A 25,539-nucleotide genomic window follows, 5' to 3' on the forward strand; every position below is an offset into this window, starting at 1 on the left:
CCAGTAGTTATCCAAAGAACAACCGCTGATGCTTTTTTGCTCTGTGCATAAGTAGCTAGGTTGATCTCAACTTATACGGATCAGGATCACCGATCATTCACAGCAAACGATCCTCGCTAATCCCCTGTTGCCACAACACTTTTCCGGGTTATCGACAACTAGGGACGATCCTAATAAGAGATCTAACAGAGAGATCATATAAAAGACTTAAGATCCTTTCTTTTAAACCGCAGGCTCCCGCGACTTTCGCCCTGAACAGAATTTCAGTAGAATCCACCGCCTAGGGCAACGATCCCTGTCCGAACACTAACGAGGACCCACTTCATGTTTTATCCAGATCCTTTTGACGTCATCGTAATCGGTGGTGGTCATGCGGGCACAGAAGCCGCGATGGCCGCTGCCCGAATGGGTCAGCAAACCCTGTTACTCACCCATAATATCGATACGCTGGGACAAATGTCCTGTAACCCGGCGATCGGTGGCATCGGGAAAGGACACCTGGTTAAGGAAGTGGATGCCTTAGGCGGTTTGATGGCCAGCGCGATCGATCAGGCCGGTATTCAGTTTAGGATACTAAACGCCAGCAAAGGCCCGGCGGTGCGTGCCACGCGTGCACAGGCAGACCGGGTACTGTATCGCCAGGCGGTACGCACTGCGCTGGAAAACCAGCCGAACCTGATGATCTTCCAGCAGGCGGTTGACGATCTGATTGTGGAGAACGATCGCATTGTTGGCGCCGTGACCCAGATGGGCCTGAAGTTCCGGGCGAAAACCGTCGTTCTGACGGTGGGTACCTTCCTAGACGGCAAAATCCACATCGGCCTGGATAACTATAGCGGTGGCCGCGCAGGCGATCCTCCGTCGATTCCGCTGGCGAAACGTCTGCGTGCGCTGCCGCTGCGCGTAAACCGCCTGAAAACCGGTACGCCACCGCGTATCGATGCCCGTACAATCGACTTTTCGGTGTTAACGCCGCAGCACGGGGATGACCCGATGCCGGTGTTCTCGTTTATGGGCTATGCCGGACAGCATCCGCAGCAGGTGCCGTGCTGGATCACCCACACCAACGAGCTGACGCATGAAGTGATCCACAATAACCTCGATCGCAGCCCGATGTATGCCGGGATCATCGAGGGGATCGGCCCACGCTACTGCCCGTCGATCGAAGACAAAGTGATGCGCTTTGCCGATCGTAACGCGCATCAGATTTTCCTTGAGCCGGAAGGGCTGACCAGCAACGAAATCTACCCGAACGGCATCTCCACCAGCCTGCCGTTTGATGTGCAGATGCAGATCGTGCGCTCGATGAAAGGTCTGGAGAACGCGAAGATCGTGCGTCCGGGCTACGCCATCGAGTATGACTTCTTCGATCCGCGCGATCTCAAACCGACGCTGGAGAGTAAATTTATCCACGGCCTGTTCTTCGCCGGCCAAATCAACGGCACCACCGGTTATGAAGAAGCGGCGGCGCAGGGGTTGCAGGCCGGCCTTAACGCTGCGCGTCAGTCTGCGGACAAAGAGGGCTGGGCGGCGCGTCGCGATCAGGCCTATCTTGGCGTGCTGGTCGACGATCTGTGTACGCTGGGCACAAAAGAGCCGTATCGCATGTTTACCTCGCGCGCCGAGTATCGTCTGATGCTGCGGGAAGACAACGCCGATCTGCGCCTGACCGAAACCGGACGTGAACTCGGCCTGGTCGATGATGCGCGCTGGGCTCGCTATAACCAGAAACTGGAAGCGATTGAGCAGGAGCGTCAGCGTCTGCGTGACCTGTGGGTGCATCCGAAGTCTGAAAACGTCAGCGAAGTGAACACGGTAATCAGCGCACTGACCAAAGAGGCCAGCGCGGAAGATCTGCTGCGTCGTCCGGAAATGACCTACGAACTGCTGATGTTGCTGCCGAGCTACGGTCCGGCGCTGGCGGATGAGCAGGCTGCAGAGCAGGTAGAGATTCAGGTGAAGTATGAAGGTTACATCGCGCGTCAGCAGGAGGAGATCGATCGCCAGCAGCGCAATGAAAACACCTTACTCCCGGCCGACCTCGACTATCGCCAGGTGAATGGGCTGTCGAATGAAGTGATCGCCAAACTCAACGACCACAAACCGACCTCCATCGGCCAGGCATCCCGTATTTCCGGCATCACGCCGGCGGCAATTTCAATTCTGCTGATTTACCTGAAAAAACAGGGCCTGCTGCGTAAAAGCGCCTGATCGACCCCCGGGGCGGGCACGCTCGCCCCTGTTAATGGAATTTTCGTCGTGATTAATAAACTCTCCCGGCTGCTGCAAGCGGCAAACATTTCCCTCTCCGATCAGCAAAAACAGCAGCTGGTGGGTTATGTCGAACTGCTGCACAAGTGGAATAAAGCATATAACCTGACCTCGGTGCGCGATCCGCAGCAGATGCTGGTGCGCCACATTCTCGACAGCATCGTAGTAGAATCCCACCTGCAGGGTGAGCGCTTTATTGATGTCGGTACTGGTCCTGGCCTGCCGGGGATTCCGCTGGCGATTGTCCGCCCGCAGGCGCACTTTACGCTGCTGGACAGCCTCGGGAAACGCGTGCGTTTCCTGCGTCAGGTGCAACATGAGTTAGGACTCACTAACGTCACGCCGGTTCAGAGCCCGGTTGAAGAGTTCCCGGCTGAGCCGCCGTTTGACGGGGTAATCAGCCGCGCCTTTGCATCGCTGGAAGACATGCTGAACTGGTGTCATCATCTGCCGGGTGCGACAGGCCACTTCTATGCGCTGAAAGGCGTGAGGCCGGATGACGAAATTGCCGCGCTGCCTGCCGGCTTCGCCATCGAAAAAATTGAGCCACTGCGGGTGCCGGAACTGGAGGGTGAGCGTCATCTGGTGGTGATCAGGCGGCAATAGTCGCGCAAACGGTGTGGATTTATCGCGATTCATGCCGTTTGGCTTACCGCAGCAGGCGGCTAAAAAAACAGCGGTTGAACGCGTCACGATAAACGCTTTTATTCAACAGGGCAGGGGAAGCGGGTTAACATCCGCCGCGGAAATTATCCGAAAACCTCTGTTACATTTAACGAATAATTCACATTTCATTATCAGTTATATCACTTTAACCGCTGTATTTACTGTGCCGAATAGTCACGGCGGAAAATATAACTCTGCAATAAATCGGCGGACGTAATATCAGTTTTACGTTTTTATTGCGGTGGGTGATGTCAATAGAGTGTTTTTATCGAAAATCTGGCGCTAATCCTAGAGCAATAATCCTATCTTTCTGATAGAAAAGTAAATTACGGGTTTCATTAATTGCGCGGCAGGGGTTAAAAAGCAAATTATCGCTGCTGAAGGTGCTTATAATGTGATCTGAAGCACGCTTTAAAAGCAAGTCTGCCGGGCAATTTCAAGCCTGTTTCGCTAGGCAGGCTGAAACGGATGTTTTGAAAAATAGCCCTCAAGAAAGAAATTTAAATAATTGTTCACCTTTTCGCTACTTACCGATTGAAATCGCAGGTGCGGCCCGTATAATTTGCACAGCTTTTGCTGCTTGACTCAAGTAAAGGCAGTCTTATACGACACGCGACATACCCCGTTCGGGGCAGGAGAGTTAAGCGTCATGTCAGTGTCTTTTTACAGTGTGAAATTAGCCCGAACCGTGCTGGTGATCCAGCTGGTGACCTTTGTCGTAATCGGTGCGCTGTTTGCCCTGAAAGATGTCACCTGGGGCACCTTTGCCATCGCGGGTGGTGCGGCAGCCTGGCTGCCAAACGTACTGTTTATGTTTTTAGCCTGGCGCCTGCAGGATCAAACTCCGGCAAAAGGGCGTGTCGCCTAGAGCTTCACCTTTGGTGAAGTGCTCAAGGTGTTTGCCACCGTTGTTTTTCTCGTTGTGGCGTTAGGTGGATTTGGAGCGGTCTTCTGGCCATTCGCAATCACCTGGTTATCGGTGCTGGTGGTATAAATCGTCGCGCCGGCTGTAATTAACAACAAAGGGTAAGAGGCATCATGGCCGCAGGAGAGATCTCAACGCCGCAGGAATACATAGGTCATCATCTGACACATCTTCAGATGGACCTGCGTACTTTCGAGCTGGTGAATGCACACGACGCGCCAGCAACGTTCTGGACGTTAAACCTGGACTCCATGTTTTTCTCTGCTGTACTGGGGGGACTAGTGTTCTTGGTGCTGTTCCGTAAAGTGGCGAAAAGCGCCACCAGCGGTGTGCCAGGCAAAATGCAGGCGGCTATCGAGCTGGTCGTTGGCTTTGTTGATAGCAACGTCCGCGACATGTACCACGGTAAGAGTAAAGTTATCGCCCCGCTGGCTCTGACGATTTTCGTCTGGGTCTTCCTGATGAACTTCATGGATCTGCTGCCTATCGATTTGCTGCCGTTTATCGGCGAGCACTATCTGGGCATGCCGGCGCTGCGCGTCGTGCCGTCTGCAGACGTGAACATCACGCTGTCTATGGCGCTGGGCGTATTTATTTTGATTCTGTTCTACAGCATCAAAATGAAAGGTGTAGGTGGCTTCGCCAAAGAGCTGACGCTGCAGCCTTTTAATCACCCGATCTTCATCCCCATCAACCTGATTCTTGAAGGTGTTAGCCTGCTGTCTAAACCGGTTTCGCTCGGTCTGCGACTGTTCGGCAACATGTATGCGGGTGAGCTGATCTTTATCCTGATTGCCGGTCTGCTGCCGTGGTGGTCGCAGTGGGTGCTGAATGTGCCATGGGCCATTTTCCACATCCTGATTATTTCGCTGCAGGCTTTCATTTTCATGGTCCTCACGATTGTCTATCTGTCGATGGCATCTGAAGAGCATTGATTTTTATCTCAACAACTTAGCTTTTAACTGAAACAAACTGGAGACTGTCATGGAAAACCTGAATATGGATCTGCTGTACATGGCTGCCGCTGTGATGATGGGTCTGGCGGCAATCGGTGCTGCGATCGGTATCGGCATCCTCGGAGGTAAATTCCTGGAAGGCGCAGCGCGTCAGCCGGATCTGATTCCTCTGCTGCGTACGCAGTTCTTTGTTGTAATGGGTCTGGTGGATGCAATCCCAATGATCGCTGTTGGTCTGGGTCTCTACGTGATGTTTGCTGTCGCCTAAAGCCTGTAGCCGTGGTTCACTCATGGCACGCAGTGTGATGAGGAACGGATTCTGCCGTTTATCGCTGATAGCGGCAGAGCAAGTTAACTTAATAAGAGGCATTGTGCTGTGAACATTAATGCAACAATCCTCGGCCAGGCCATCGCGTTCATCCTGTTTGTCGCGTTCTGCATGAAGTACGTATGGCCGCCGATTATGGCTGCCATCGAAAAGCGCCAGAAAGAAATTGCTGAAGGCCTTGCTTCTGTTGAACGCGCGAAGAAAGATTTGGATCTCGCGCAGGCCAATGCGACCGACCAGCTGAAAAAAGCCAAAGAAGAAGCTCAGGTCATTATCGAGCAGGCGAACAAACGCCGTGCCCAGATTCTGGACGAAGCCAAAACTGAAGCTGAGACTGAACGTAACCGCATCGTGTCTCAGGCGCAGGCAGAAATCGAAGCCGAGCGCTCACGTGCACGTGAAGAGCTGCGTAAGCAAGTCGCGCTGCTGGCCTTAGCTGGCGCCGAGAAGATCATCGAACGTTCCGTGGATGAAGCTGCTAACAGCGACATCGTTGATAAACTGGTCGCTGAACTGTAAGGAGGGAGGGGCTGATGTCTGATCTGATTACTGTAGCTCGCCCCTACGCCAAAGCAGCTTTTGACTTTGCTGTTGAGCATCAAAGTATCGACCGCTGGCAGACCATGCTGGCGTTTGCCGCAGAAGTGGCTCGCAACGAACAGATGGCAGAACTCCTTTCCGGTGCATTGGCACAGGAAGCCTTGTCTGCTTCTTTCAACGCAGTCTGTGGTGATCAACTTGATGAACACGCTCAGAACCTGATTAAGGTTATGGCGGAGAACGGACGTTTGACAGCGCTTCCAGCGGTACTGGAACAGTTCATTCAACTGCGTGACGCTTATGAAGCGACAGCCGAAGTTGATGTGATCTCCGCCAGTGCGCTGAGTGACAGCCAGCTGAGTAAAATCAGCGCCGCGATGGAAAAACGTCTGTCACGCAAAGTTAAGCTGAATTGCAAAATTGATAAGTCTGTAATGGCAGGTGTGGTTATCCGTGCGGGTGACTTGGTGATTGATGGCAGCGTGCGCGGCCGTCTTGACCGTCTGGCAGACGTCTTGCAGTCTTAAGGGGACTGGAGCATATGCAACTGAATTCCACCGAAATCAGCGAACTGATCAAGCAGCGCATTGCTCAGTTCAATGTCGTGAGCGAAGCTCACAACGAAGGTACTATTGTTTCTGTAAGTGACGGTATCATCCGCGTACACGGCCTGGCCGATGTGATGCAGGGTGAGATGATTGCTCTGCCGGGCAACCGTTACGCTATCGCACTGAACCTCGAGCGTGACTCTGTAGGTGCAGTAGTGATGGGTCCGTACGCTGACCTCGCCGAAGGCATGAAGGTTAAGTGTACTGGCCGTATCCTGGAAGTGCCGGTTGGCCGTGGCCTGCTGGGCCGCGTGGTTAACACCCTGGGTGCACCAATCGACGGTAAAGGCGCTATCGACAACGATGGCTTCTCACCGGTTGAAGTAATTGCACCAGGCGTTATCGACCGTCAGTCAGTCGACCAGCCTGTTCAGACCGGTTACAAATCTGTCGATGCGATGATTCCAATCGGCCGTGGCCAGCGTGAGCTGATCATCGGTGACCGTCAGACCGGTAAAACTGCGATGGCCATCGACGCCATCATCAACCAGCGCGATTCTGGCATCAAGTGTGTCTACGTCGCGATCGGTCAGAAAGCCTCTACCATCTCTAACGTGGTACGTAAGCTGGAAGAGCACGGTGCGCTGTCTAACACCATCGTGGTTGTCGCTTCCGCTTCTGAATCCGCTGCGCTGCAGTACCTGGCTCCGTATGCCGGTTGCGCGATGGGTGAATACTTCCGTGACCGCGGTGAAGATGCGCTGATCGTTTATGATGATCTGTCTAAGCAGGCTGTTGCTTACCGTCAGATTTCTCTGCTGCTGCGCCGTCCGCCGGGTCGTGAAGCATTCCCGGGCGACGTGTTCTACCTCCACTCTCGTCTGCTGGAGCGTGCATCACGCGTAAGCGCTGACTACGTTGAGCGTTTCACCAACGGTGAAGTGAAAGGCCAGACCGGTTCTCTGACCGCGCTGCCGATCATCGAAACCCAGGCGGGTGACGTTTCTGCGTTCGTTCCGACCAACGTAATCTCGATTACTGATGGTCAGATCTTCCTGGAATCGAACCTGTTCAACTCCGGTATCCGTCCAGCCGTTAACCCGGGTATTTCGGTATCCCGTGTTGGTGGTGCTGCACAGATTAAGATCATCAAGAAACTGTCCGGTGGTATCCGTACCGCGCTGGCACAGTATCGTGAACTGGCAGCGTTCTCTCAGTTCGCTTCCGATCTGGACGATGCAACGCGCAAACAGCTGAGCCACGGTCAGAAAGTGACCGAGCTGCTGAAGCAGAAACAGTATGCACCGATGTCTGTTGCACAACAGGGTCTGGTACTGTTCGCTGCCGAGCGCGGCTTCCTGAACGACGTTGAACTGGCGAAAATCGGCAGCTTCGAAGCCGCTCTGCTGGCGTTCGCCGATCGCGAACACGCGGAGCTGATGGCTGAAATCAACCAAGCGGGTAACTACAACAACGAAATCGAAGAGAAGCTGAAAGACCTCCTCGAAACGTTTAAAGCAACCCAGTCTTGGTAATGTCTGGCGGCTTGTCTGAAAAGGCAGGCCGCAAGGCTTTGAGGAGAAGCTAATGGCCGGCGCAAAAGAAATACGTACCAAGATCGGAAGCGTGAAAAACACGCAGAAGATCACCAAAGCGATGGAAATGGTCGCCGCCTCCAAAATGCGTAAAACGCAGGAACGCATGGCGGCCAGCCGTCCGTATGCAGATACCATGCGCAAAATGATTGGTCACCTTGCTCTGGGTAATCTGGAATACAAGCACCCTTACCTGGATGAGCGCGACGTTAAGCGCGTCGGCTACTTGGTCGTTTCGACTGACCGCGGGCTTTGTGGTGGTTTGAACGTTAACCTGTTCAAAAAATTGCTGGCAGAAATGAAAGGCTGGTCTGATAAAGACGTGCAGAGCGATCTGGCGATTATCGGTTCCAAAGGAGTTTCTTTCTTAGGCTCTGTAGGTGGCAACGTCGTGGCTCAGGTTACCGGCATGGGCGATAAGCCTGCTCTGTCCGACCTGATCGGACCGGTAAAAGTGATGTTGCAGGCTTATGATGAAGGTCGCATCGACAAGCTGTATATCGTCAGCAATAAGTTTAATAACACCATGTCTCAGACTCCGACCATTACCCAACTGCTGCCGTTACCGCCAGCGGAAGGTGAAGAAGACATGAAGGCGAAGACCTGGGATTACCTGTACGAACCCGATCCGAAAGCGCTGCTGGATATCCTGCTGCGTCGTTATGTCGAATCGCAGGTTTATCAGGGTGTGGTGGAAAACCTGGCCAGTGAGCAGGCTGCACGTATGGTGGCCATGAAAGCGGCAACCGATAACGGCGGAAAACTGATCAAAGAGCTGCAGTTGGTGTACAACAAAGCTCGTCAGGCCAGCATCACTCAGGAACTTACCGAGATCGTATCGGGAGCCTCCGCGGTTTAACCAGGCATATATCCCGTCGCGCGAGCGCGGCCGGATATTCTCGTATTAGGTAGAGGATTCAAGATGGCAGCTGGAAAGATTGTCCAGATTATCGGCGCCGTAGTTGACGTCGAATTCCCTCAGGACGCGGTACCGCAGGTATACAGCGCTCTCGAGGTAAAAAATGGTGATACTCGTCTGGTGCTGGAAGTTCAGCAGCAGCTGGGCGGTGGCGTGGTGCGTACCATCGCCATGGGTTCTTCTGACGGCCTGAAGCGCGGTCTGGAAGTCACCGACCTGAAAAAACCTATCCAGGTTCCGGTTGGTAAAGCAACGCTCGGCCGTATCATGAACGTGCTGGGTGAGCCAATCGACATGAAAGGCGACCTGAAAGAAGAAGACGGCAGCGCTGTAGAGGTTTCCTCTATTCACCGCGCAGCGCCTTCTTATGAAGATCAGTCAAACTCGCAGGAACTGCTGGAAACCGGCATCAAGGTTATCGACCTGATGTGTCCGTTCGCGAAGGGCGGTAAAGTCGGTCTGTTCGGTGGTGCGGGTGTAGGTAAAACCGTAAACATGATGGAGCTGATCCGTAACATCGCGGCTGAGCACTCAGGTTATTCGGTCTTTGCCGGCGTGGGTGAGCGTACTCGTGAGGGTAACGACTTCTACCACGAAATGACGGACTCCAACGTTATCGATAAAGTAGCGCTGGTGTATGGTCAGATGAACGAGCCGCCGGGTAACCGTCTGCGCGTGGCACTGACCGGTCTGACCATGGCGGAAAAGTTCCGTGATGAAGGCCGTGACGTTCTGCTGTTCATCGACAACATCTACCGTTACACCCTGGCCGGTACAGAGGTTTCTGCACTGCTGGGTCGTATGCCATCGGCGGTAGGTTATCAGCCAACGCTGGCTGAAGAGATGGGTGTGCTGCAGGAGCGTATTACCTCCACCAAGACCGGTTCAATCACCTCCGTTCAGGCCGTTTACGTTCCTGCGGATGACCTGACTGACCCGTCACCAGCAACTACCTTTGCTCACTTAGACTCAACCGTTACGCTGAGCCGTCAGATCGCGTCACTGGGTATCTACCCTGCCGTTGACCCGCTGGACTCTACCAGCCGTCAGCTGGATCCGCTGATCGTGGGTCAGGAGCACTACGACGTCGCGCGTGGCGTTCAGTCGCTGCTGCAGCGTTACCAGGAGCTGAAAGACATTATCGCCATCCTCGGTATGGACGAGCTGTCTGAAGAAGACAAACTGCTGGTGGCACGTGCGCGTAAGATTCAGCGCTTCCTGTCTCAGCCGTTCTTCGTAGCAGAAGTCTTCACCGGTTCTCCGGGTAAATACGTGACGCTGAAAGACACCATCCGTGGCTTCAAAGGCATCATGGAAGGCGAATTCGACCACCTGCCAGAGCAGGCGTTCTACATGGTCGGCGCGATCGAAGAAGCTGTCGAAAAAGCGAAGAAACTGTAATAACGGTTTCCCAGGAGGAGTGGTATGGCTATGACTTATCATCTGGACGTGGTCAGCGCGGAGCAGCAAATGTTCTCCGGTCTGGTGCAGCGTATCCAGGTGTCAGGTAGCGAAGGTGAGCTGGGTATTTACCCGGGCCACGCCCCGCTGCTGACTGCTATCAAGCTTGGTATGATTCGCATCGTTAAACAGCACGGCGAAGAGGAGTATATCTACCTCTCTGGCGGCGTGCTGGAAGTACAGCCGGGCAGCACGACCGTTCTGGCCGACACTGCAATTCGCGGTGAAGACCTCGACGAAGCGCGCGCGCTGGAAGCGAAACGTAAAGCAGAAGAGCACATGAACAGCAGCCACGGCGACGTGGATTATGCTCAGGCCTCTGCTGAGCTGGCGAAAGCTATCGCGAAACTGCGCGTCATCGAGCTGACCAAAAAAGCGATGTAATCAGGCTTTATGCGTCACGAAATGCCAGCCTTCGGGCTGGCATTTTTTTTGCCTGTTGCCGGTGCGCATAAATGCGCACGCTGTCAAAAACCGCACAATTACCCTGTAGGGACGCCATTTATGGCGACCGAAAATGGCTCAGTGCCCTTATCTCATGCCCTCCCCGGCGACCCGTGCTGGCCACTCGCCGCCGCTCATCCTCTTCCGCTAATTTCGCACGGAGAAAAATGTAGTAATCTCAGGGGTGAACCTTACACTTTCGAAAGCTAAATTGAGTCAGGATAGTTATGTCGACAAGCGCAATGAGCGTGGTGATCCTCGCCGCTGGCAAAGGCACCCGCATGTATTCCGATCTGCCCAAGGTGCTGCACAGCCTGGCAGGTAAACCGATGGTGCAACACGTTATTGATGCCGCTACCGGCCTCGGCGCACAGCAGGTACATTTGGTCTACGGCCACGGCGGTGAATTGCTGCAAGAGAAACTGGCGCATAACCCGCTGAACTGGGTGTTGCAGGCGGAGCAACTCGGCACCGGCCATGCCATGCAGCAGGCGGCACCGTTCTTCGCCGATGACGAAGATATCCTGATGCTGTACGGCGATGTCCCGCTGATCGCCCAGGAAACCCTGCAGCGTCTGCGCGACGCCAAACCCGCAGGCGGCATCGGGCTGTTCACCGTGGTGCTGGATAACCCCACCGGCTACGGACGCATCGTGCGTGAAAACGGCACTATCACCGGCATCGTGGAGCAAAAAGATGCGTCAGCCGAACAGCTGAAGATTCAGGAGATCAACACCGGCATCCTGATTGCCAACGGTGCCGACCTGAAGCGCTGGCTGGCGCAGCTCAACAACCACAATGCGCAGGGCGAATTCTACATCACCGATATCATCGCCATGGCGCATCAGGAAGGCCGCGTGATCAACGCAGTGCACCCGGCGCGCATCAGCGAAACCGACGGCGTGAACAATCGTCTGCAGCTTTCCACCTTGGAGCGCACTTATCAACGCGAGCAGGCAGAAAAGCTGCTGCTGGCTGGCGTCATGCTGCGCGATCCGGCGCGCTTCGATCTGCGCGGTACGCTGCAGCACGGTCGTGATGTCGATATCGATACCAACGTGATCATTGAAGGCAACGTCACGCTGGGGCATCGAGTGAAAATCGGCGCTGGCTGTATCATCAAAAACAGCGTGATTGCCGATGACTGCGAAATCAGCCCTTATTCGGTAATTGAAGATGCCACGCTGGCCGCCGCCTGCACCGTCGGGCCGTTTGCGCGCCTGCGTCCGGGCAGCGAACTGGCTGAACAGGCGCACGTCGGCAACTTTGTCGAGATGAAGAAAGCGACGCTGGGCAAAGGCTCGAAGGCCGGCCATTTGTCGTATCTCGGTGATGCGGAGATTGGCGCGGGCGTGAATATCGGTGCCGGCACCATCACCTGCAACTACGACGGTGCCAACAAGTTTAAAACCATTATCGGCGACAACGTGTTTGTCGGCTCGGACATCCAGCTGGTGGCTCCGGTCAGCGTGGCTGCGGGCGCCACCATCGCCGCCGGCACGACGGTGATGAAAGACGTTACCGCTGCCGATCTGGTCTATAACCGCAAAGAGCAAAATCAGAAGTCTGGCTGGCAGCGTCCGGTTAAGAAAAAATAAATGTAAAGGCCGGCAAAGATCGGCCCGGTATTAAAAACCCGGAATAATGCGGGTTTCAGGCAGCTAACGCACCTGCAACCTGGAATATGAAGGGATATCCCCCACTCTCTACAAGGCTCGGGGAACAATCAGGTCAGATGACAACGCAATGGCCGAAAGCCATGACGTCAGGAAATTACTATGTGTGGAATTGTTGGTGCAGTAGCGCAGCGTGATATCGCAGAAATTCTGCTGGAAGGGCTGCGTCGTCTTGAGTATCGCGGTTATGACTCTGCCGGTCTGGCGGTCGTCGATCGCCAGGGCCATATGACGCGATTGCGTCGTCTGGGTAAAGTGGCCAATCTGGCGGAAGCGGCAGAACAGCAGCCGCTGATTGGCGGAACCGGCATCGCGCACACCCGCTGGGCGACGCACGGCGAGCCGTCGGAAGCCAATGCGCATCCGCACGTCTCAGAGCACATTATCATTGTGCACAACGGCATCATTGAGAACCACGAACCGCTGCGTGAGCAGATGATCGCACGCGGTTACCGCTTTGCCTCCGAAACCGACACCGAAGTGGTGGCACACCTGGTGCACTGGGAGCAGAAACAGGGCGGTACGCTGCGCGAAGTGGTACTGCGGGTGATTCCGCAGCTGCGCGGGGCGTATGGCATGGTGATCATGGACAGCCGCGATCCGTCGGTGCTGGTAGCTGCGCGTTCCGGCAGCCCGCTGGTGATTGGCCGCGGCGTGGGCGAAAACTTTATCGCTTCCGATCAGCTGGCGCTGCTGCCCGTGACCCGCCGCTTTATCTACCTCGAAGAGGGAGATATTGCCGAAATTACCCGCCGCGAAGTGACGATTATAGATCGCCACGGTAACCAGGCACAGCGCGCAGAGATCGAATCCAATGCGCAGTACGATGCCGGCGACAAAGGCGTCTACTGCCATTACATGCAGAAAGAGATCTACGAACAGCCAAACGCTATCAAAAACACGCTGGCCGGCCGCTTCCATGACGGCATTGTTGATCTCAGCGAACTGGGCGCTAACGCCGAAACGCTGCTGAGCCAGGTGGAACACATTCAGATCATCGCCTGCGGCACCTCCTACAATTCCGGCATGGTGTCGCGTTACTGGTTTGAGTCGCTGGCCAACATCCCGTGTGACGTGGAGATCGCCTCCGAATTCCGCTATCGCAAATCAGCGGTACGTAAAAACAGCCTGCTGATTACCCTGTCGCAATCCGGTGAAACCGCCGATACGCTGGCAGCGCTGCGCCTGTCTAAAAAGCTGGGCTATCTCGGTTCGCTGGCCATCTGCAACGTGGCTGGCTCGTCGCTGGTGCGTGAATCAGATCTGGCGCTGATGACCAAAGCTGGCACCGAAATCGGCGTGGCCTCGACCAAAGCGTTCACTACCCAGCTGACGGTACTGCTGATGCTGGTGGCGAAGCTGGGCCGTCTGCATGGCATGCGCGCTGACACCGAGCACGAGATTGTCCATGCACTGCAGGCGTTGCCGAGCCGCATTGAACAGATGCTGGCGCAGGATAAAGTGATCGAGAACCTTGCTGAAGGCTTCTCTGACAAGCATCATGCGCTGTTCCTCGGCCGTGGCGATCAGTATCCGATTGCCATGGAAGGGGCGCTGAAGCTGAAAGAGATCTCCTACATCCACGCCGAAGCCTATGCGGCGGGCGAGCTGAAGCACGGTCCGTTGGCGCTGATTGATGCCGACATGCCGGTGATTGTGGTGGCACCGAACAACGAACTGCTGAAGAAGCTGAAATCCAACATCGAAGAGGTGCGCGCGCGCGGCGGTCTGCTGTACGTGTTTGCCGACCAGGATGCTGGCTTCAGCGACAGCGAAGGCATGAAAATCATCCCGCTGCCGCACGTTGAAGAGGTGATTGCCCCGATCTTCTACACCGTGCCGCTGCAGTTGCTCTCCTACCACGTGGCGCTGATCAAAGGTACCGACGTCGACCAGCCACGTAACCTAGCGAAATCGGTTACGGTGGAATAAGCGTAGCCCGGTCTGGAAACAGGCCGGGTTTTATAAGTAATTGTTGTTCCGATTAAATTAATCGTGAATTCTGTGAACGTTGTGAATTAATTTTTCCCTGATATGTGAAATCAACTTTCATAATTCGCTGGCTGTCCTTCACTTCTGTTTTGTTTAACTTTAATTGAACCTTTCAGTCATAATTTTTCTGATGCATGTAGCAAGCCAACATCGTTCTCTGCATGTAGTAATTTATAGCGCGTTATTTCATATTTATTTTTTTGTCTGGTGCTTTTATCCGATGCACTGGCATCGTCATTCAGTGTGAATATTTTCGGTAACGTGATGGTACCTGCTGACTGCAAAATAAATAATGGTATGCCGATCAGTGTTAATTTCGGCGATGGGCGCACCGATAAAATAGATGGGAAAGCGTATCAGCAACCTGTGTCATATACGCTTTCCTGCACTAATCTTCCCTCTAGTGCGCTTAAACTACAGCTACAGGGGAATGCAGCCAGCTTTGATAGCGGTGCATTACGCGCATCAGTTAGCGGTTTAGATATTGCGTTTTTTAAGTCGAACGGGGAAAGGTTAAATATTAATACCAGCTGGGTAAACTTTACTTATCCCGCGGTGCCGGTTATTACGGCGGTCCCGGTGAAAGATAAAAGCAGCAGTTTAACGGGCGGAAGTTTTACTTCAGCGGCAACACTGGTAGTGGAACTGCAATAAATGAAACGAACGTGGTTAATTGCACTATTGCTACCCGCTATGCTGAAGTATAGCGCAGCGGCTGCCTTCAGTATGCAGGCTAACTTCAGTGGACAGCTAATAGAACCACCGCAGTGTCAGATTAACGGCGAAAAGCCAATTATGGTGGAGTTTGGTTCAGTGGTTATTGCGCAAATCAATGGCGACAGCTACCGAAAACCTGTCTTCTGGACGTTAACCTGTAGCAATAATCCCGATAAGAGTATGCGTGTGAAAATCAGTGGCACCGGGAGCGCATTTAATGCTGCTTTGCTGGCGACCAGCCAGCGTTATTTGGCGATTCAGATATTGAGCGGCAAAAATGGCGAAAACGCCCTGGCACTGAATAACTGGCTGCCGTTTACCTTTCCTGCGCTGCCCGTCATTCAGATGGTACCGGTGAAAAAAGCGCTGCGGTGTTAACCAGCGGTGACTTTTCTGCTTTTGCTGCACTGGTGGTTGAGTACCAGTAAATGATCGGCGTTGACGCAACCACAGGATTAGACCAATGCTAACAGGGCTTGTTTTCCGCTGTCTGGCTTTTTTTGCTGGCCTGCTGCTGTTCTTTTCAGCGCAAGCGATGGAAGCCCCGCGCGTAGATGGCATTCGCTGGGTCAACGCAAGCTAGGTTGAAATTACCTGGTCAGTGGTGGATGTCGGTATGATATCCGGCTATGCCCGCTGTAACTCTTCAGAGAGAACCTGCGCAGCAGGCATCGGTGTCAGCGCCTGGTTTATCGGGCATGGCACCGTATTCAGCGCCGCGGGTGGGCTGCAGATTTACGTCGATCAGGGCGAGAGCCTGGTCTCGGTGGCTGAACGTTTTATCCGTTTTAATGGTCGGGGCGGCAAGTTTTTGCGTAACTCAGATACTCAATATTACAGTTCATACTGTGGCAGCTTTGTGACAGCCTCCGAGACCGTAACTGACTATGCCGGGATGGTTGCGCCCTGGGCACCTTGTGTCAACATTCCGGTGGTGCCGGTATCCTGTTCGGTAAGCGGAGCCGCGCTTAATATTAATCATGGTACGCTGGCCCCGGCCGCCGTTAATGGCGCCAAAGCCAGCGTTAACTTCTCGCTTTTCTGCAACCGCGATGTGAATATCAGTTTTGCGCTTGCCGGTGGGATCAATATCCTCAAACTGAGCAACAACATCAGTACGCTGTTATCACTGGCTGACGGGAGCCTGAATAAGCCGCAATTAGTGCGGGCTAACGTGACGACGCCGTTCACGCTGATTTCGACGCTCTCCTCGACAACATCCAGTCCCGGTAACTTTACCGGCAGAACGGTGGTTTTCATTAATTATCTCTGATTTGCCAGCCGACTCTTTTGTCATATAACTGTCACAATTCGTACATTTCACTGTCATCAAACTGTCGTATTTTGCCTCCAACAGCAATCACTGACTCTTACTAAAACGGCCTCAAGCCTGATTTTTAATCCCCAGGAGGGAACATGACACTGATGCGTAGCACCGTAGCCCGAATTCTCGCCGCCACCTTCGCAGTAAGCGCGGTTTCTGCTTTTGCAGCCACCGACCTGACAGGCGCAGGCGGGACGTTCCCGGCACCGGTTTATGCCAAGTGGGCAGCAGAGTATCAGCAAGCCACCGGTAGCAAAATCAACTATCAGGGTATTGGTTCCTCGGGTGGCGTGAAGCAAATCATCGCCAGAACCGTGGATTTCGGTGCGTCCGATGCGCCGATGAAAGAGGAAGATCTGCAGAAAAATGGCCTGTTCCAGTTCCCGACGGTGAACGGTGGCGTGGTGGTGGCGGTGAACATTCCCGGCGTTAAATCCGGTGAGCTGACGCTCGACGGTAAAACGGTCGGCGATATCTATCTCGGCACCATCAAAAAGTGGAACGATCCGGCGATCACCAAACTGAACCCGGGCGTGAAGCTGCCAGACACCAACATCAACGTGGTGCGCCGCGCGGATGGTTCCGGCACCTCTTTCGTCTTCACCAGCTACTTGTCTAAAGTGAACGAAACCTGGAACAGCAAAATCGGTAAAGGCAACACCGTCAACTGGCCAACCGGTCTGGGCGGTAAAGGTAACGAGGGCGTCGCCGTGTTTGTACAGCGTCTGCCGGGCTCGATTGGCTACGTAGAGTACGCCTACGCCAAACAGAATAACCTGACTTACACCAAACTGGTTGATGCTGACGGCAAGCCAGTGGCACCGAGCGAAGCCAGCTTTGCTAATGCCGCCAAAGGCGCTGACTGGAGCAAATCCTTTGCCCAGGACCTGACCTTCCAGAAAGGCAACGACGCATGGCCGATCACCTCAACCACTTTCATCCTGATCTACAAAGAGCAGGCGAATGCGGAGAAGGGCAGTGAAGTGCTGAAGTTCTTTGACTGGGCGTACAAAGGCGGCAGCAAAACCGCCACGGCGCTGGATTATGCTGCGCTGCCAGAGAGCGTGGCGAATCAGATTCGTGCTGCCTGGAAAGCCAACATCAAAGACAGTTCCGGTAAAGCGCTGTACCAGTAAATGTATGACCCGGCCAGCGCCCGCGCTGGCCAGCCTGATGGGCGGCCTCGTTGCCGCCCTGATTACCCTCTGAGATCGAGAATTCTATGGCTGCCACTAAGCCGACGTTTAAAGCACCGGGCAAGCAAGGCGACATGATATTCGGCGTGCTGGTGAAGCTCTCCGCGCTGATTGTGTTACTGCTGCTGGGTGGCGTTATCGTCTCCCTGATTTTCTCCTCTTGGCCGAGCATCCAGAAATTTGGCTTCTCCTTTCTGTGGACCAAAACCTGGGATGCGCCAAACGAAGAATTTGGTGCGCTGGTGCCGATTTACGGCACCCTCGTAACCTCATTGATTGCCTTAATCATCGCGGTGCCGGTGAGTTTCGGTATCGCCCTGTTTCTGACCGAACTGGCGCCAAACTGGCTGCGCCGTCCGCTGGGTACCGCGATTGAGCTGCTGGCGGCCATTCCCAGCATCGTTTACGGCATGTGGGGCCTGTTTATCTTTGCTCCGCTGTTCGCGGAGTATTTCCAGACGCCGGTTGGCGACGTGCTGGCAAATATCCCGATCGTCGGCGCGCTGTTCTCCGGTCCGGCCTTCGGCATCGGCATTCTGGCGGCGGGCGTAATCCTCGCCATCATGATCATCCCTTACATCGTCTCGGTGATGCGCGATGTGTTCGAACAGACGCCGGTGATGATGAAGGAGTCAGCCTACGGCATCGGCTGTACCACTTGGGAAGTGATCTGGCGCATCGTGCTGCCGTTCACCAAAAACGGCGTGATCGGCGGCGTGATGCTGGGTCTCGGCCGCGCGCTGGGCGAAACCATTGCGGTCACCTTTATCATCGGTAATACCTACCAGCTGGATAGCGCATCGCTGTTTATGCCCGGCAACAGTATCACCTCGGCGCTGGCGAACGAGTTCGCCGAAGCCGAATCCGGCGTGCACGTGGCGGCGCTGATGGAGCTTGGCCTGATTCTGTTCGTGATTACCTTTATCGTTCTGGCGATCTCCAAACTGATGATCCTGCGTCTGGCGAAGAGTGAAGGAGCCCGTTCATGACAGCAATTGAAATGCAGGCGCGCGCCGAGCTGGAAGCCTCGCGCCGTAAAATGCAGGCGTGGCGCAGCACCAAAAACAAAATTGCCCTGACGCTCTCGCTGCTGACCATGGCGTTTGGCTTGTTCTGGCTGATCTGGATCCTGTTCACCACCGTCACGAAAGGGATCGATGGCCTGAGCTGGACGCTGTTTACCGAATCCACGCCGCCGCCCAACACCGCGGGCGGTGGTCTGGCGAACGCCCTGGCGGGCAGCGGCCTGCTGATCTTCTGGTCCACCTTCTTTGGCACGCCGCTGGGCATTCTGGCGGGTATCTACCTAGCAGAATATGGCCGCAAGCACTGGCTGGCGGAAGTGATTCGCTTCATCAACGACATCCTGCTGTCCGCGCCGTCAATTGTGGTCGGCCTGTTTGTGTACACCATCGTGGTGGCGCAGATGCAGCACTTCTCCGGCTGGGCCGGTGTGATAGCGCTGGCGCTGCTGCAGGTGCCCATCGTGATTCGTACCACCGAGAACATGCTGCGGCTGGTGCCGGACAGCATGCGTGAAGCAGCTTATGCGCTGGGCACGCCGAAGTGGAAGATGATCTCGGTTATTACGCTGAAAGCCTCGGTCTCCGGCATCATTACCGGTGTGCTGCTGGCGATTGCGCGCATTGCCGGTGAAACAGCACCGCTGCTGTTCACCGCGCTGTCGAACCAGTTCTGGAGCACCGACATGATGCAGCCGCTGGCCAACCTGCCGGTGACCATCTTCAAATTCGCCATGAGCCCGTTTGCCGAATGGCAGAGCCTGGCGTGGGCCGGTGTGCTGATTATTACGCTGTGCGTGCTGCTGCTGAACATCGTGGCGCGCGTGATTTTCGCCAAAGGCAAACACTAATTTTCCGGCGCGGCTTCGGCGGCGCTGCACATGAGAGATGAGCAATGAGTATGGCAACTCCTTCTGCCGGTAAAATTCAGGTGCGCAATCTGAACTTCCACTACGGTAAGTTCCACGCGCTGAAGAACATTAATCTGGATATCGCCAAAAACCAGGTGACGGCGTTTATCGGTCCGTCGGGCTGCGGCAAATCCACCCTGCTGCGCACCTTCAACAAAATGTACTCGCTCTATCCGGAGCAGCGTGCTGAGGGTGAAATTCTGCTGGATGGCGACAACATTCTGGCATCGCATCAGGATATCGCCCTGCTGCGCGCGCGCGTCGGCATGATGTTCCAGAAGCCGACGCCGTTCCCGATGTCGATTTATGACAACATCGCCTTTGGCGTGCGTCTGTTTGAGAAGCTGTCGCGTGCCGATATGGACGAGCGCGTGCAGTGGGCGCTGAGCAAAGCCGCGCTGTGGAATGAAACCAAAGACAAGCTGCACCAGAGCGGTTACAGTCTCTCCGGCGGTCAGCAGCAGCGTCTGTGCATCGCGCGCGGCATCGCGATTCGCCCGGAAGTACTGCTACTGGATGAGCCGTGTTCGGCGCTGGACCCGATCTCCACCGGACGCATCGAAGAGCTGATCACCGAGCTGAAGCAGGATTACACCGTGGTCATCGTGACCCACAACATGCAGCAGGCGGCGCGCTGTTCCGATCACACCGCGTTTATGTATCTGGGCGAGCTGATTGAGTTCAGCGACACCGACACGCTGTTTACCAAGCCAGCACAGAAGCAGACAGAAGATTACATCACCGGTCGTTACGGCTGATTCAGGAGAGAAACATGGATAATTTAAATCTGAACAAACATATCTCCGGTCAGTTCAACGCGGAGCTGGAGCACATTCGTACTCAGGTGATGATCATGGGTGGCATGGTTGAGCAGCAGCTTACCGACGCCATCACCGCGATGCATAACCAGGATGGTGAACTGGCACGCCGGGTGATCGACGGCGACCAGAAGGTCAACATGATGGAAGTGGAGATCGATGAAGCCTGTGTGCGCATCATCGCCAAGCGTCAGCCTACCGCCAGCGACCTGCGTCTGGTGATGGCGATCATCAAAACCATTTCGGAGCTGGAACGCATCGGCGATGTGGCGGAGAAGATCAGCCGTACCGCGATGGAGAAGTTCGGTCAGCAGCATCTGCCGCTGCTGGTGAGCCTCGAGTCGCTCGGGCATCACACCGTGCAGATGCTGCACGATGTGCTGGATGCCTTCGCGCGCATGGATCTCAACGAAGCCATTAAGATCTACCGCGAAGACAAAAAGGTGGATAAAGAGTACGAAGGCATTGTGCGCCAGCTGATGACCTACATGATGGAAGATCCGCGCACCATTCCCAGCGTGCTCACCGCGCTGTTCTGCGCGCGCGCCATCGAGCGCATCGGTGACCGTTGCCAGAACATCTGTGAAATTATCTTCTATTTCGTGAAAGGTCAGGATTTCCGTCACGTTGGCGGTGACAAGCTGGATGAACTGCTGTCGGGCGACGACGGCAGCAATAAACCCTCCTGACTGACGTGATGACTGCCTGTTAGCGCTGAGGCTGACAGGCAGTGCGCTTGATTTCTGCCTGTTCTCAACCTGCCGCTCTCTTTATACTTGGCGCACATTTTTCTGCCAGGTGCTGTTTTATGTCCTCTGCAAACAACAACAAAACCGCCGTTATGCCGGCGAAAGCGATGGTGGCTGCCGTCAGCGGCTATGCCATGGATGGATTTGATCTGCTGATTCTGGGATTTATACTGCCGGCGATCAGCGTGTCGCTGGCGCTGGATGCGTCGCAGGCCGGTTCGCTGGTGACTTGGACGCTGATCGGCGCGGTGGTCGGCGGCATTGTGTTTGGTCATCTGAGCGATCGCTACGGCCGCATCCGCATTCTGACCGTGACGATCCTGATGTTCTCACTGTTCACCGGGCTGTGCGCCGTGGCGCAGGGCTACTGGGATCTGCTGGCGTATCGTACGCTGGCCGGCATGGAGCTGGGCGGTGAGTTTGGCATCGGCATGACGCTGATTGCCGAAGCCTGGCCAAAGGAGAAGCGCAACCGCGCCTCGGCGTGGGTCGGTATCGGCTGGCAGCTCGGCGTATTGCTGGCGGCCTTTATCACGCCGCCGCTGCTGAGCGTGATTGGCTGGCGCGGTATGTTCCTGGTTGGCGTGCTGCCGGCGCTGGTGTCGTTTGTGATTCGCCGCAGCATGGGCGAGCCGGAAGCCTTCACCCGCCATGTGGAAAAAGCCCCGCAGCTCTCCTTTTCCGCGCGCATTAAACTGCTGTTTGCCGATCGCGCCACCAGCAAAGCCAGCCTCGGCATTTTGATTCTTTGTTCGGTGCAGAATTTTGGCTATTACGGCCTGATGATCTGGATGCCAAGCTATCTCTCTTCCAGCTTCGGCTTCAGCCTGACCAAATCCGGCCTGTGGACTGCCGTTACGGTGTGGTGGGCATGACATTTGGTATCTGGCTGTTCGGCGTGCTGGCGGACCGCTTTGCGCGCTGGAAGATTTTCCTGCTGTACCAGTTTGGCGCCGTGGCGATGGTGCTGGTTTACGCCCAGCTGCGCGACCCGACGGTGATGCTGTTTACCGGTGCCATCATGGGGATGTTTGTTAACGGCATGATTGGCGGCTATGGCGCGCTGATCTCGGACACTTTCCCACCGCAGGCGCGCGCCACCGCGCAGAACGTGCTGTTCAACCTCGGCCGCGGCGTCGGCGGTTTCGGCCCGCTGGTGATCGGCATGCTGGCAACGCATATTTTGTTCACCGCTGCGATTACGCTGCTGGCGCTGATTTACCTGCTGGATATTGTCGCCACGCTGTTCCTGCTGCTAAAAAGCCAGGGCAATGAGGATTCGCTGGGCGCGATTGGGTGATTTTTTCCCTCACCCTAACCCTCTCCCGCAAACGGGAGAGGGAACCGTCTGGTGCGGTATGTGGGTGGGCACTTTTGTTCAACCCTGCTCGATCGGCCCCTTCTCCCGCTGGCGGGAGAAGGCTGAGATGAGGGGGCTGCGCGCACTTACCTGACCAAATCCCAGCCACGGGCACGCCACAGCGCTGGCAGCTGCGCCATATCGTCAAAACGCGTCACCAGCGGGTGATCAATCACCGGATTATACGCATCGGCACAGTAGTAAAACACCGGTATGCCAGCGGCGATGCCGGCACGCGCGCCGGCTTCTGAATCATCCACCAGAATGCACTGCTCAATCGGCACCTGCATCTGTTCCGCCGCGTGATACATCAGCTCCGGATCCGGCTTCCAGTGATTAATGTCATAGCCGCTGTACAGGCGTCCGGTCAGATACGGCAGCATGCCGGTCAGCCCCAGCGAATGCTCCATCTTCTTCACCGTACCGTTTGACACCACGCACATCGGCACCTTCACGCGCTCCACCAGCGCTCTGGCGCCGGCAATCGGCTGCAGATCAAGATCAAACAGGCGCGCCACTTCCGCGCGGTAGGCACTCTCCACCTCAGCCAGCGGCAGTGTCACCTGATGCTGTGCCGTCACATCGCGGATGATGTCGTAAAGCTTCACCCCTTTGTACTGCTCAAACATCTGCTGCAGCGAGAGTTCGATACCGTAACGGGCAAAGGTGTTGACGTAGGACTGCGTGCAAATCACTTCGCTGTCGACCAGCCAGCGTGCCGTCGCAATCAAAAAAATACATTCAACTGACATCGCGCCTCATCCTTTTAGTAAACAATAAGTTGTCACTCTAGCGCACTCAGCGCAGAAAGCGACCCTAGGCAACCGGTTGCGAAAAATCAGTGTTTTGCGGCGCTAAAGTCTATAGGATACGCGGCGATAAATTTTTCATCGGAACAGCGAAATGAACGAGCAGGGCCTTTTGCAGCGTATTTTCAGGCTGCAGGAACACGGAACCACCGCGCGCACCGAAGTGATTGCAGGTTTCACCACTTTCCTGACGATGGTGTACATCGTCTTCGTTAACCCGCAGATTCTTGGCGCCGCAGGCATGGACACCCAGGCAGTGTTTGTTACCACCTGCGTGATTGCTGCGTTCGGCAGCATCCTGATGGGGCTGGTGGCCAATCTGCCGGTGGCGCTGGCACCGGCCATGGGCCTCAACGCCTTCTTTGCCTTTGTGGTGGTGGGCGCGATGGGCTACTCGTGGCAGGTTGGCATGGGCGCGATCTTCTGGGGCGCGCTGGGACTGCTGATCCTGACGCTGCTGCGCGTACGCTACTGGATGATCGCCAATATTCCGCTCAGCCTGCGCGTGGGCATCACCGCCGGTATCGGTCTGTTCATCGCCATGATGGGGCTGAAAAACGCCGGCATTATTGTGCCCAACGCGGACACCATCGTGACCGTCGGCAACCTGGCCTCGCACAACGTGCTGCTCGGCGCGCTCGGCTTCTTTATCATTGCGATTCTGGCGTCGCGCAACATCCACGCGGCGGTGTTGGTTTCTATCGTAGTGACCACCGTGATCGGTCTGCTGCTGGGCGACGTGAAGTTTACCGGGCTGTTCGCCGCGCCACCGGCCATCACCTCGGTGGTCGGCCAGGTCGATATCAAAGGCGCGTTCAACGTGAGCATGGCGGGCGTGATCTTCGACTTCATGCTGGTCAATCTGTTTGACTCATCCGGTACGCTGATTGGCGTAACCGATAAAGCGGGCCTGACCGACGAGAAGGGCACCTTTCCGCGCATGAAACAGGCGCTGTACGTGGATAGCATCAGCTCCGTCACCGGTTCGCTGATCGGCACCTCTTCGGTGACGGCGTACATCGAAAGCTCATCCGGCGTGGCGATTGGTGGCCGTACCGGCCTGATGGCGGTAGTGACCGGCATCCTGTTCCTGCTGATGATGTTCCTGTCGCCGCTGGCTGCCATAGTGCCCGCCTATGCGGCGGCCGGCGCGCTGATTTATGTCGGCGTACTGATGACGGCTTCGCTGGCGCGCGTGCGCTGGGACGATCTCACCGAAGCGGTGCCGGCGTTTGTCACGGCGGCGATGATGCCGTTCAGCTTCTCGATCACCGAAGGTATTGCTCTCGGTTTTATCTCTTACTGCGTGATGAAACTCGGCACCGGACGCTGGCGTGAAATCAGCCCGTGCGTGGTGGTGGTGGCGCTGCTGTTTGTGCTGAAAATCGCTTTTATTGACGTGCACTAAACGCAACAGGCCGCGGGTGCGGCCTGGTTATCCGGGATGCCTGACTTCCGGCTAACTGGCGACACGCTCGCCGGGCAGACTGGTGAGGCGCAGGGTGCGCGGCCCGATGTTGGATTTGCTCATCTCCACATCGCGCAGCGACTGCCACTGCTGCTGCGCATCAATCTCCCACAGCCGTAAACGCTCAGTGCCGGGCGACAGCGCGCAGGATCACACCAGCGTCGGCTCGGGATCACACACTGCCTGAATATCGGGATAGACGCTGGATCGCAGCCGACCCGCGGCCGGATGCAGCCGCAGTGCATCAATGCCACTGTTGGCTTCGCCGGTCAGTTTGAGGATGCTCTGGCGCAGCGTCCAGATCTGCGTTACCGCTTCCATAAAATCCTGCTGGGCGTTAATCCAAGCTTTTTCACCCGATGACAGCCCCTGCGTGAAGGCATCCTGCGCCTGACGGCTATGCGCCCGAACGATTTCCATATCCAGGCCAGCGCGCCCGCCTTCTTCCGCCAGCAGCACGCCGACCATATTACCGGCATAGGAGATACTGAAGTCAGGCAGATTAGGATCGGCAAAGCAGGGACGACCGCTGCTGCTGGCGATCAGCGGCGGCAGGTCACGAATACCATAGACGCGCAGCATCAGCTGGGCCAGCAGCGCGCGTGCGGCAAGAAAGCGGCCACGGCGCTTATCAGGCAGGTGCCCGGCGCTGGTCATCACATCCTGTGGAACCCGCATGGTCTCTGGGGGGAGGGGCGGGTTACCCACCCAAAGAACAAAATGACTAGCCATCTGTCGCTCCGTGAAAATGGTCGGATAATCATCAGGGCTATTGTAAGAATTTTCTCATGGGTTTGCATCCGGCTTACGCTGGATAGCCAACAAATTCAGATAAGGACGAGGC

General features: G+C 55.6%; 22 protein-coding genes and 3 pseudogenes. 23 read left to right on the plus strand and 2 right to left on the minus strand.

Annotation, left to right across the window (positions count from 1 at the left end; all coding sequences use genetic code 11):
* Positions 1–324: 324 nt before the first annotated feature.
* The 22 genes and pseudogenes from mnmG (at position 325) to AC6I8M_RS00110 (ending at position 22,358) form a co-directional block, all read left to right on the plus strand.
* A complete protein-coding gene (mnmG, locus tag AC6I8M_RS00005; RefSeq protein ID WP_010618853.1) occupies positions 325–2,211 on the plus strand; it encodes a tRNA uridine-5-carboxymethylaminomethyl(34) synthesis enzyme MnmG in 1,887 nt (628 codons plus the stop codon).
* Between the two features lie 48 nt (positions 2,212–2,259).
* Positions 2,260–2,877 (plus strand): 16S rRNA (guanine(527)-N(7))-methyltransferase RsmG, encoded by a 618-nt coding sequence (rsmG, locus tag AC6I8M_RS00010; RefSeq protein WP_010618852.1) that lies wholly within the window; start codon positions 2,260–2,262, stop codon positions 2,875–2,877.
* Positions 2,878–3,586: 709 nt separating this feature from the next.
* A pseudogene (gene atpI, locus AC6I8M_RS00015) lies at positions 3,587–3,931 on the plus strand (F0F1 ATP synthase subunit I).
* A gap of 44 nt (positions 3,932–3,975) precedes the next feature.
* Positions 3,976–4,797, plus strand: coding sequence for a F0F1 ATP synthase subunit A (atpB, locus tag AC6I8M_RS00020; protein WP_010618850.1), 822 nt, complete (start codon positions 3,976–3,978; stop codon positions 4,795–4,797).
* Positions 4,798–4,846: 49 nt separating this feature from the next.
* Positions 4,847–5,086, plus strand: coding sequence for a F0F1 ATP synthase subunit C (atpE, locus tag AC6I8M_RS00025; RefSeq protein ID WP_003849523.1), 240 nt, complete (start codon positions 4,847–4,849; stop codon positions 5,084–5,086).
* Between the two features lie 108 nt (positions 5,087–5,194).
* On the plus strand, positions 5,195–5,665 hold the full coding sequence (gene atpF, locus AC6I8M_RS00030; RefSeq protein WP_498013607.1) for a F0F1 ATP synthase subunit B: 471 nt from the start codon (positions 5,195–5,197) through the stop codon (positions 5,663–5,665).
* A 14-nt stretch (positions 5,666–5,679) separates the two neighbouring features.
* A complete protein-coding gene (gene atpH, locus AC6I8M_RS00035; RefSeq protein ID WP_022548402.1) occupies positions 5,680–6,213 on the plus strand; it encodes a F0F1 ATP synthase subunit delta in 534 nt (177 codons plus the stop codon).
* 14 nt (positions 6,214–6,227) lie between these two features.
* Positions 6,228–7,769 (plus strand): F0F1 ATP synthase subunit alpha, encoded by a 1,542-nt coding sequence (atpA, locus tag AC6I8M_RS00040; protein WP_010616478.1) that lies wholly within the window; start codon positions 6,228–6,230, stop codon positions 7,767–7,769.
* Between the two features lie 52 nt (positions 7,770–7,821).
* Complete coding sequence (gene atpG / locus AC6I8M_RS00045) at positions 7,822–8,688, plus strand: F0F1 ATP synthase subunit gamma (RefSeq protein ID WP_498013608.1); 867 nt, start codon at positions 7,822–7,824, stop codon at positions 8,686–8,688.
* Positions 8,689–8,751: 63 nt separating this feature from the next.
* Entirely contained in the window at positions 8,752–10,149 is a 1,398-nt protein-coding gene (gene atpD / locus AC6I8M_RS00050; protein WP_010616480.1) for a F0F1 ATP synthase subunit beta, read from the plus strand.
* Positions 10,150–10,173: 24 nt separating this feature from the next.
* A complete protein-coding gene (locus AC6I8M_RS00055; protein WP_010616481.1) occupies positions 10,174–10,593 on the plus strand; it encodes a F0F1 ATP synthase subunit epsilon in 420 nt (139 codons plus the stop codon).
* 287 nt (positions 10,594–10,880) lie between these two features.
* Positions 10,881–12,251 carry a bifunctional UDP-N-acetylglucosamine diphosphorylase/glucosamine-1-phosphate N-acetyltransferase GlmU gene (gene glmU, locus AC6I8M_RS00060; RefSeq protein ID WP_010616482.1) on the plus strand — a complete coding sequence of 457 codons (1,371 nt, stop codon included), beginning with the start codon at positions 10,881–10,883 and terminating at the stop codon, positions 12,249–12,251.
* Between the two features lie 180 nt (positions 12,252–12,431).
* Complete coding sequence (gene glmS / locus AC6I8M_RS00065) at positions 12,432–14,261, plus strand: glutamine--fructose-6-phosphate transaminase (isomerizing) (protein ID WP_058948676.1); 1,830 nt, start codon at positions 12,432–12,434, stop codon at positions 14,259–14,261.
* A 303-nt stretch (positions 14,262–14,564) separates the two neighbouring features.
* Positions 14,565–14,975: a fimbrial protein gene (locus AC6I8M_RS00070; RefSeq protein WP_082231734.1), complete on the plus strand. Its 411-nt coding sequence runs from the start codon at positions 14,565–14,567 to the stop codon at positions 14,973–14,975.
* On the plus strand, positions 14,976–15,416 hold the full coding sequence (locus tag AC6I8M_RS00075; RefSeq protein WP_498013609.1) for a fimbrial protein: 441 nt from the start codon (positions 14,976–14,978) through the stop codon (positions 15,414–15,416).
* A gap of 388 nt (positions 15,417–15,804) precedes the next feature.
* Entirely contained in the window at positions 15,805–16,311 is a 507-nt protein-coding gene (locus AC6I8M_RS00080; protein WP_498013610.1) for an MrpH family fimbial adhesin, read from the plus strand.
* Between the two features lie 143 nt (positions 16,312–16,454).
* Positions 16,455–17,498 (plus strand): phosphate ABC transporter substrate-binding protein PstS, encoded by a 1,044-nt coding sequence (gene pstS, locus AC6I8M_RS00085; protein ID WP_498013611.1) that lies wholly within the window; start codon positions 16,455–16,457, stop codon positions 17,496–17,498.
* 86 nt (positions 17,499–17,584) lie between these two features.
* Positions 17,585–18,547, plus strand: a complete 963-nt coding sequence (gene pstC, locus AC6I8M_RS00090) for a phosphate ABC transporter permease PstC (RefSeq protein ID WP_498013612.1) — start codon at positions 17,585–17,587, stop codon at positions 18,545–18,547.
* Positions 18,544–19,431: a phosphate ABC transporter permease PstA gene (gene pstA, locus AC6I8M_RS00095; RefSeq protein ID WP_010616489.1), complete on the plus strand. Its 888-nt coding sequence runs from the start codon at positions 18,544–18,546 to the stop codon at positions 19,429–19,431. The genes pstC and pstA overlap by 4 nt, the downstream gene beginning before the upstream one ends.
* A 44-nt stretch (positions 19,432–19,475) precedes the next feature.
* Complete coding sequence (pstB, locus tag AC6I8M_RS00100; protein WP_022548397.1) at positions 19,476–20,249, plus strand: phosphate ABC transporter ATP-binding protein PstB; 774 nt, start codon at positions 19,476–19,478, stop codon at positions 20,247–20,249.
* A gap of 14 nt (positions 20,250–20,263) precedes the next feature.
* The gene (phoU, locus tag AC6I8M_RS00105; RefSeq protein WP_058948673.1) at positions 20,264–20,998 is read left to right on the plus strand and encodes a phosphate signaling complex protein PhoU; all 735 of its coding nucleotides are present in this window, start codon (positions 20,264–20,266) and stop codon (positions 20,996–20,998) included.
* A 119-nt stretch (positions 20,999–21,117) separates the two neighbouring features.
* Positions 21,118–22,358: pseudogene (locus AC6I8M_RS00110) on the plus strand (MFS transporter).
* Positions 22,359–22,504: 146 nt separating this feature from the next.
* Here the strand turns inward: AC6I8M_RS00110 and yieH are convergent.
* Positions 22,505–23,170, minus strand: a complete 666-nt coding sequence (gene yieH, locus AC6I8M_RS00115; protein WP_010616816.1) for a 6-phosphogluconate phosphatase — start codon at positions 23,168–23,170, stop codon at positions 22,505–22,507.
* Between the two features lie 151 nt (positions 23,171–23,321).
* On the opposite strand from yieH, the gene AC6I8M_RS00120 reads away from it, so the two are divergent.
* Positions 23,322–24,635, plus strand: coding sequence for an NCS2 family permease (locus AC6I8M_RS00120; RefSeq protein WP_010616817.1), 1,314 nt, complete (start codon positions 23,322–23,324; stop codon positions 24,633–24,635).
* A gap of 51 nt (positions 24,636–24,686) precedes the next feature.
* On the opposite strand, the pseudogene AC6I8M_RS00125 reads toward AC6I8M_RS00120, so the two are convergent.
* Positions 24,687–25,427: pseudogene (locus AC6I8M_RS00125) on the minus strand (4'-phosphopantetheinyl transferase family protein).
* Between the last annotated feature and the right edge of the window lie 112 nt (positions 25,428–25,539).

This window comes from Type-A symbiont of Plautia stali (assembly GCF_059731155.1).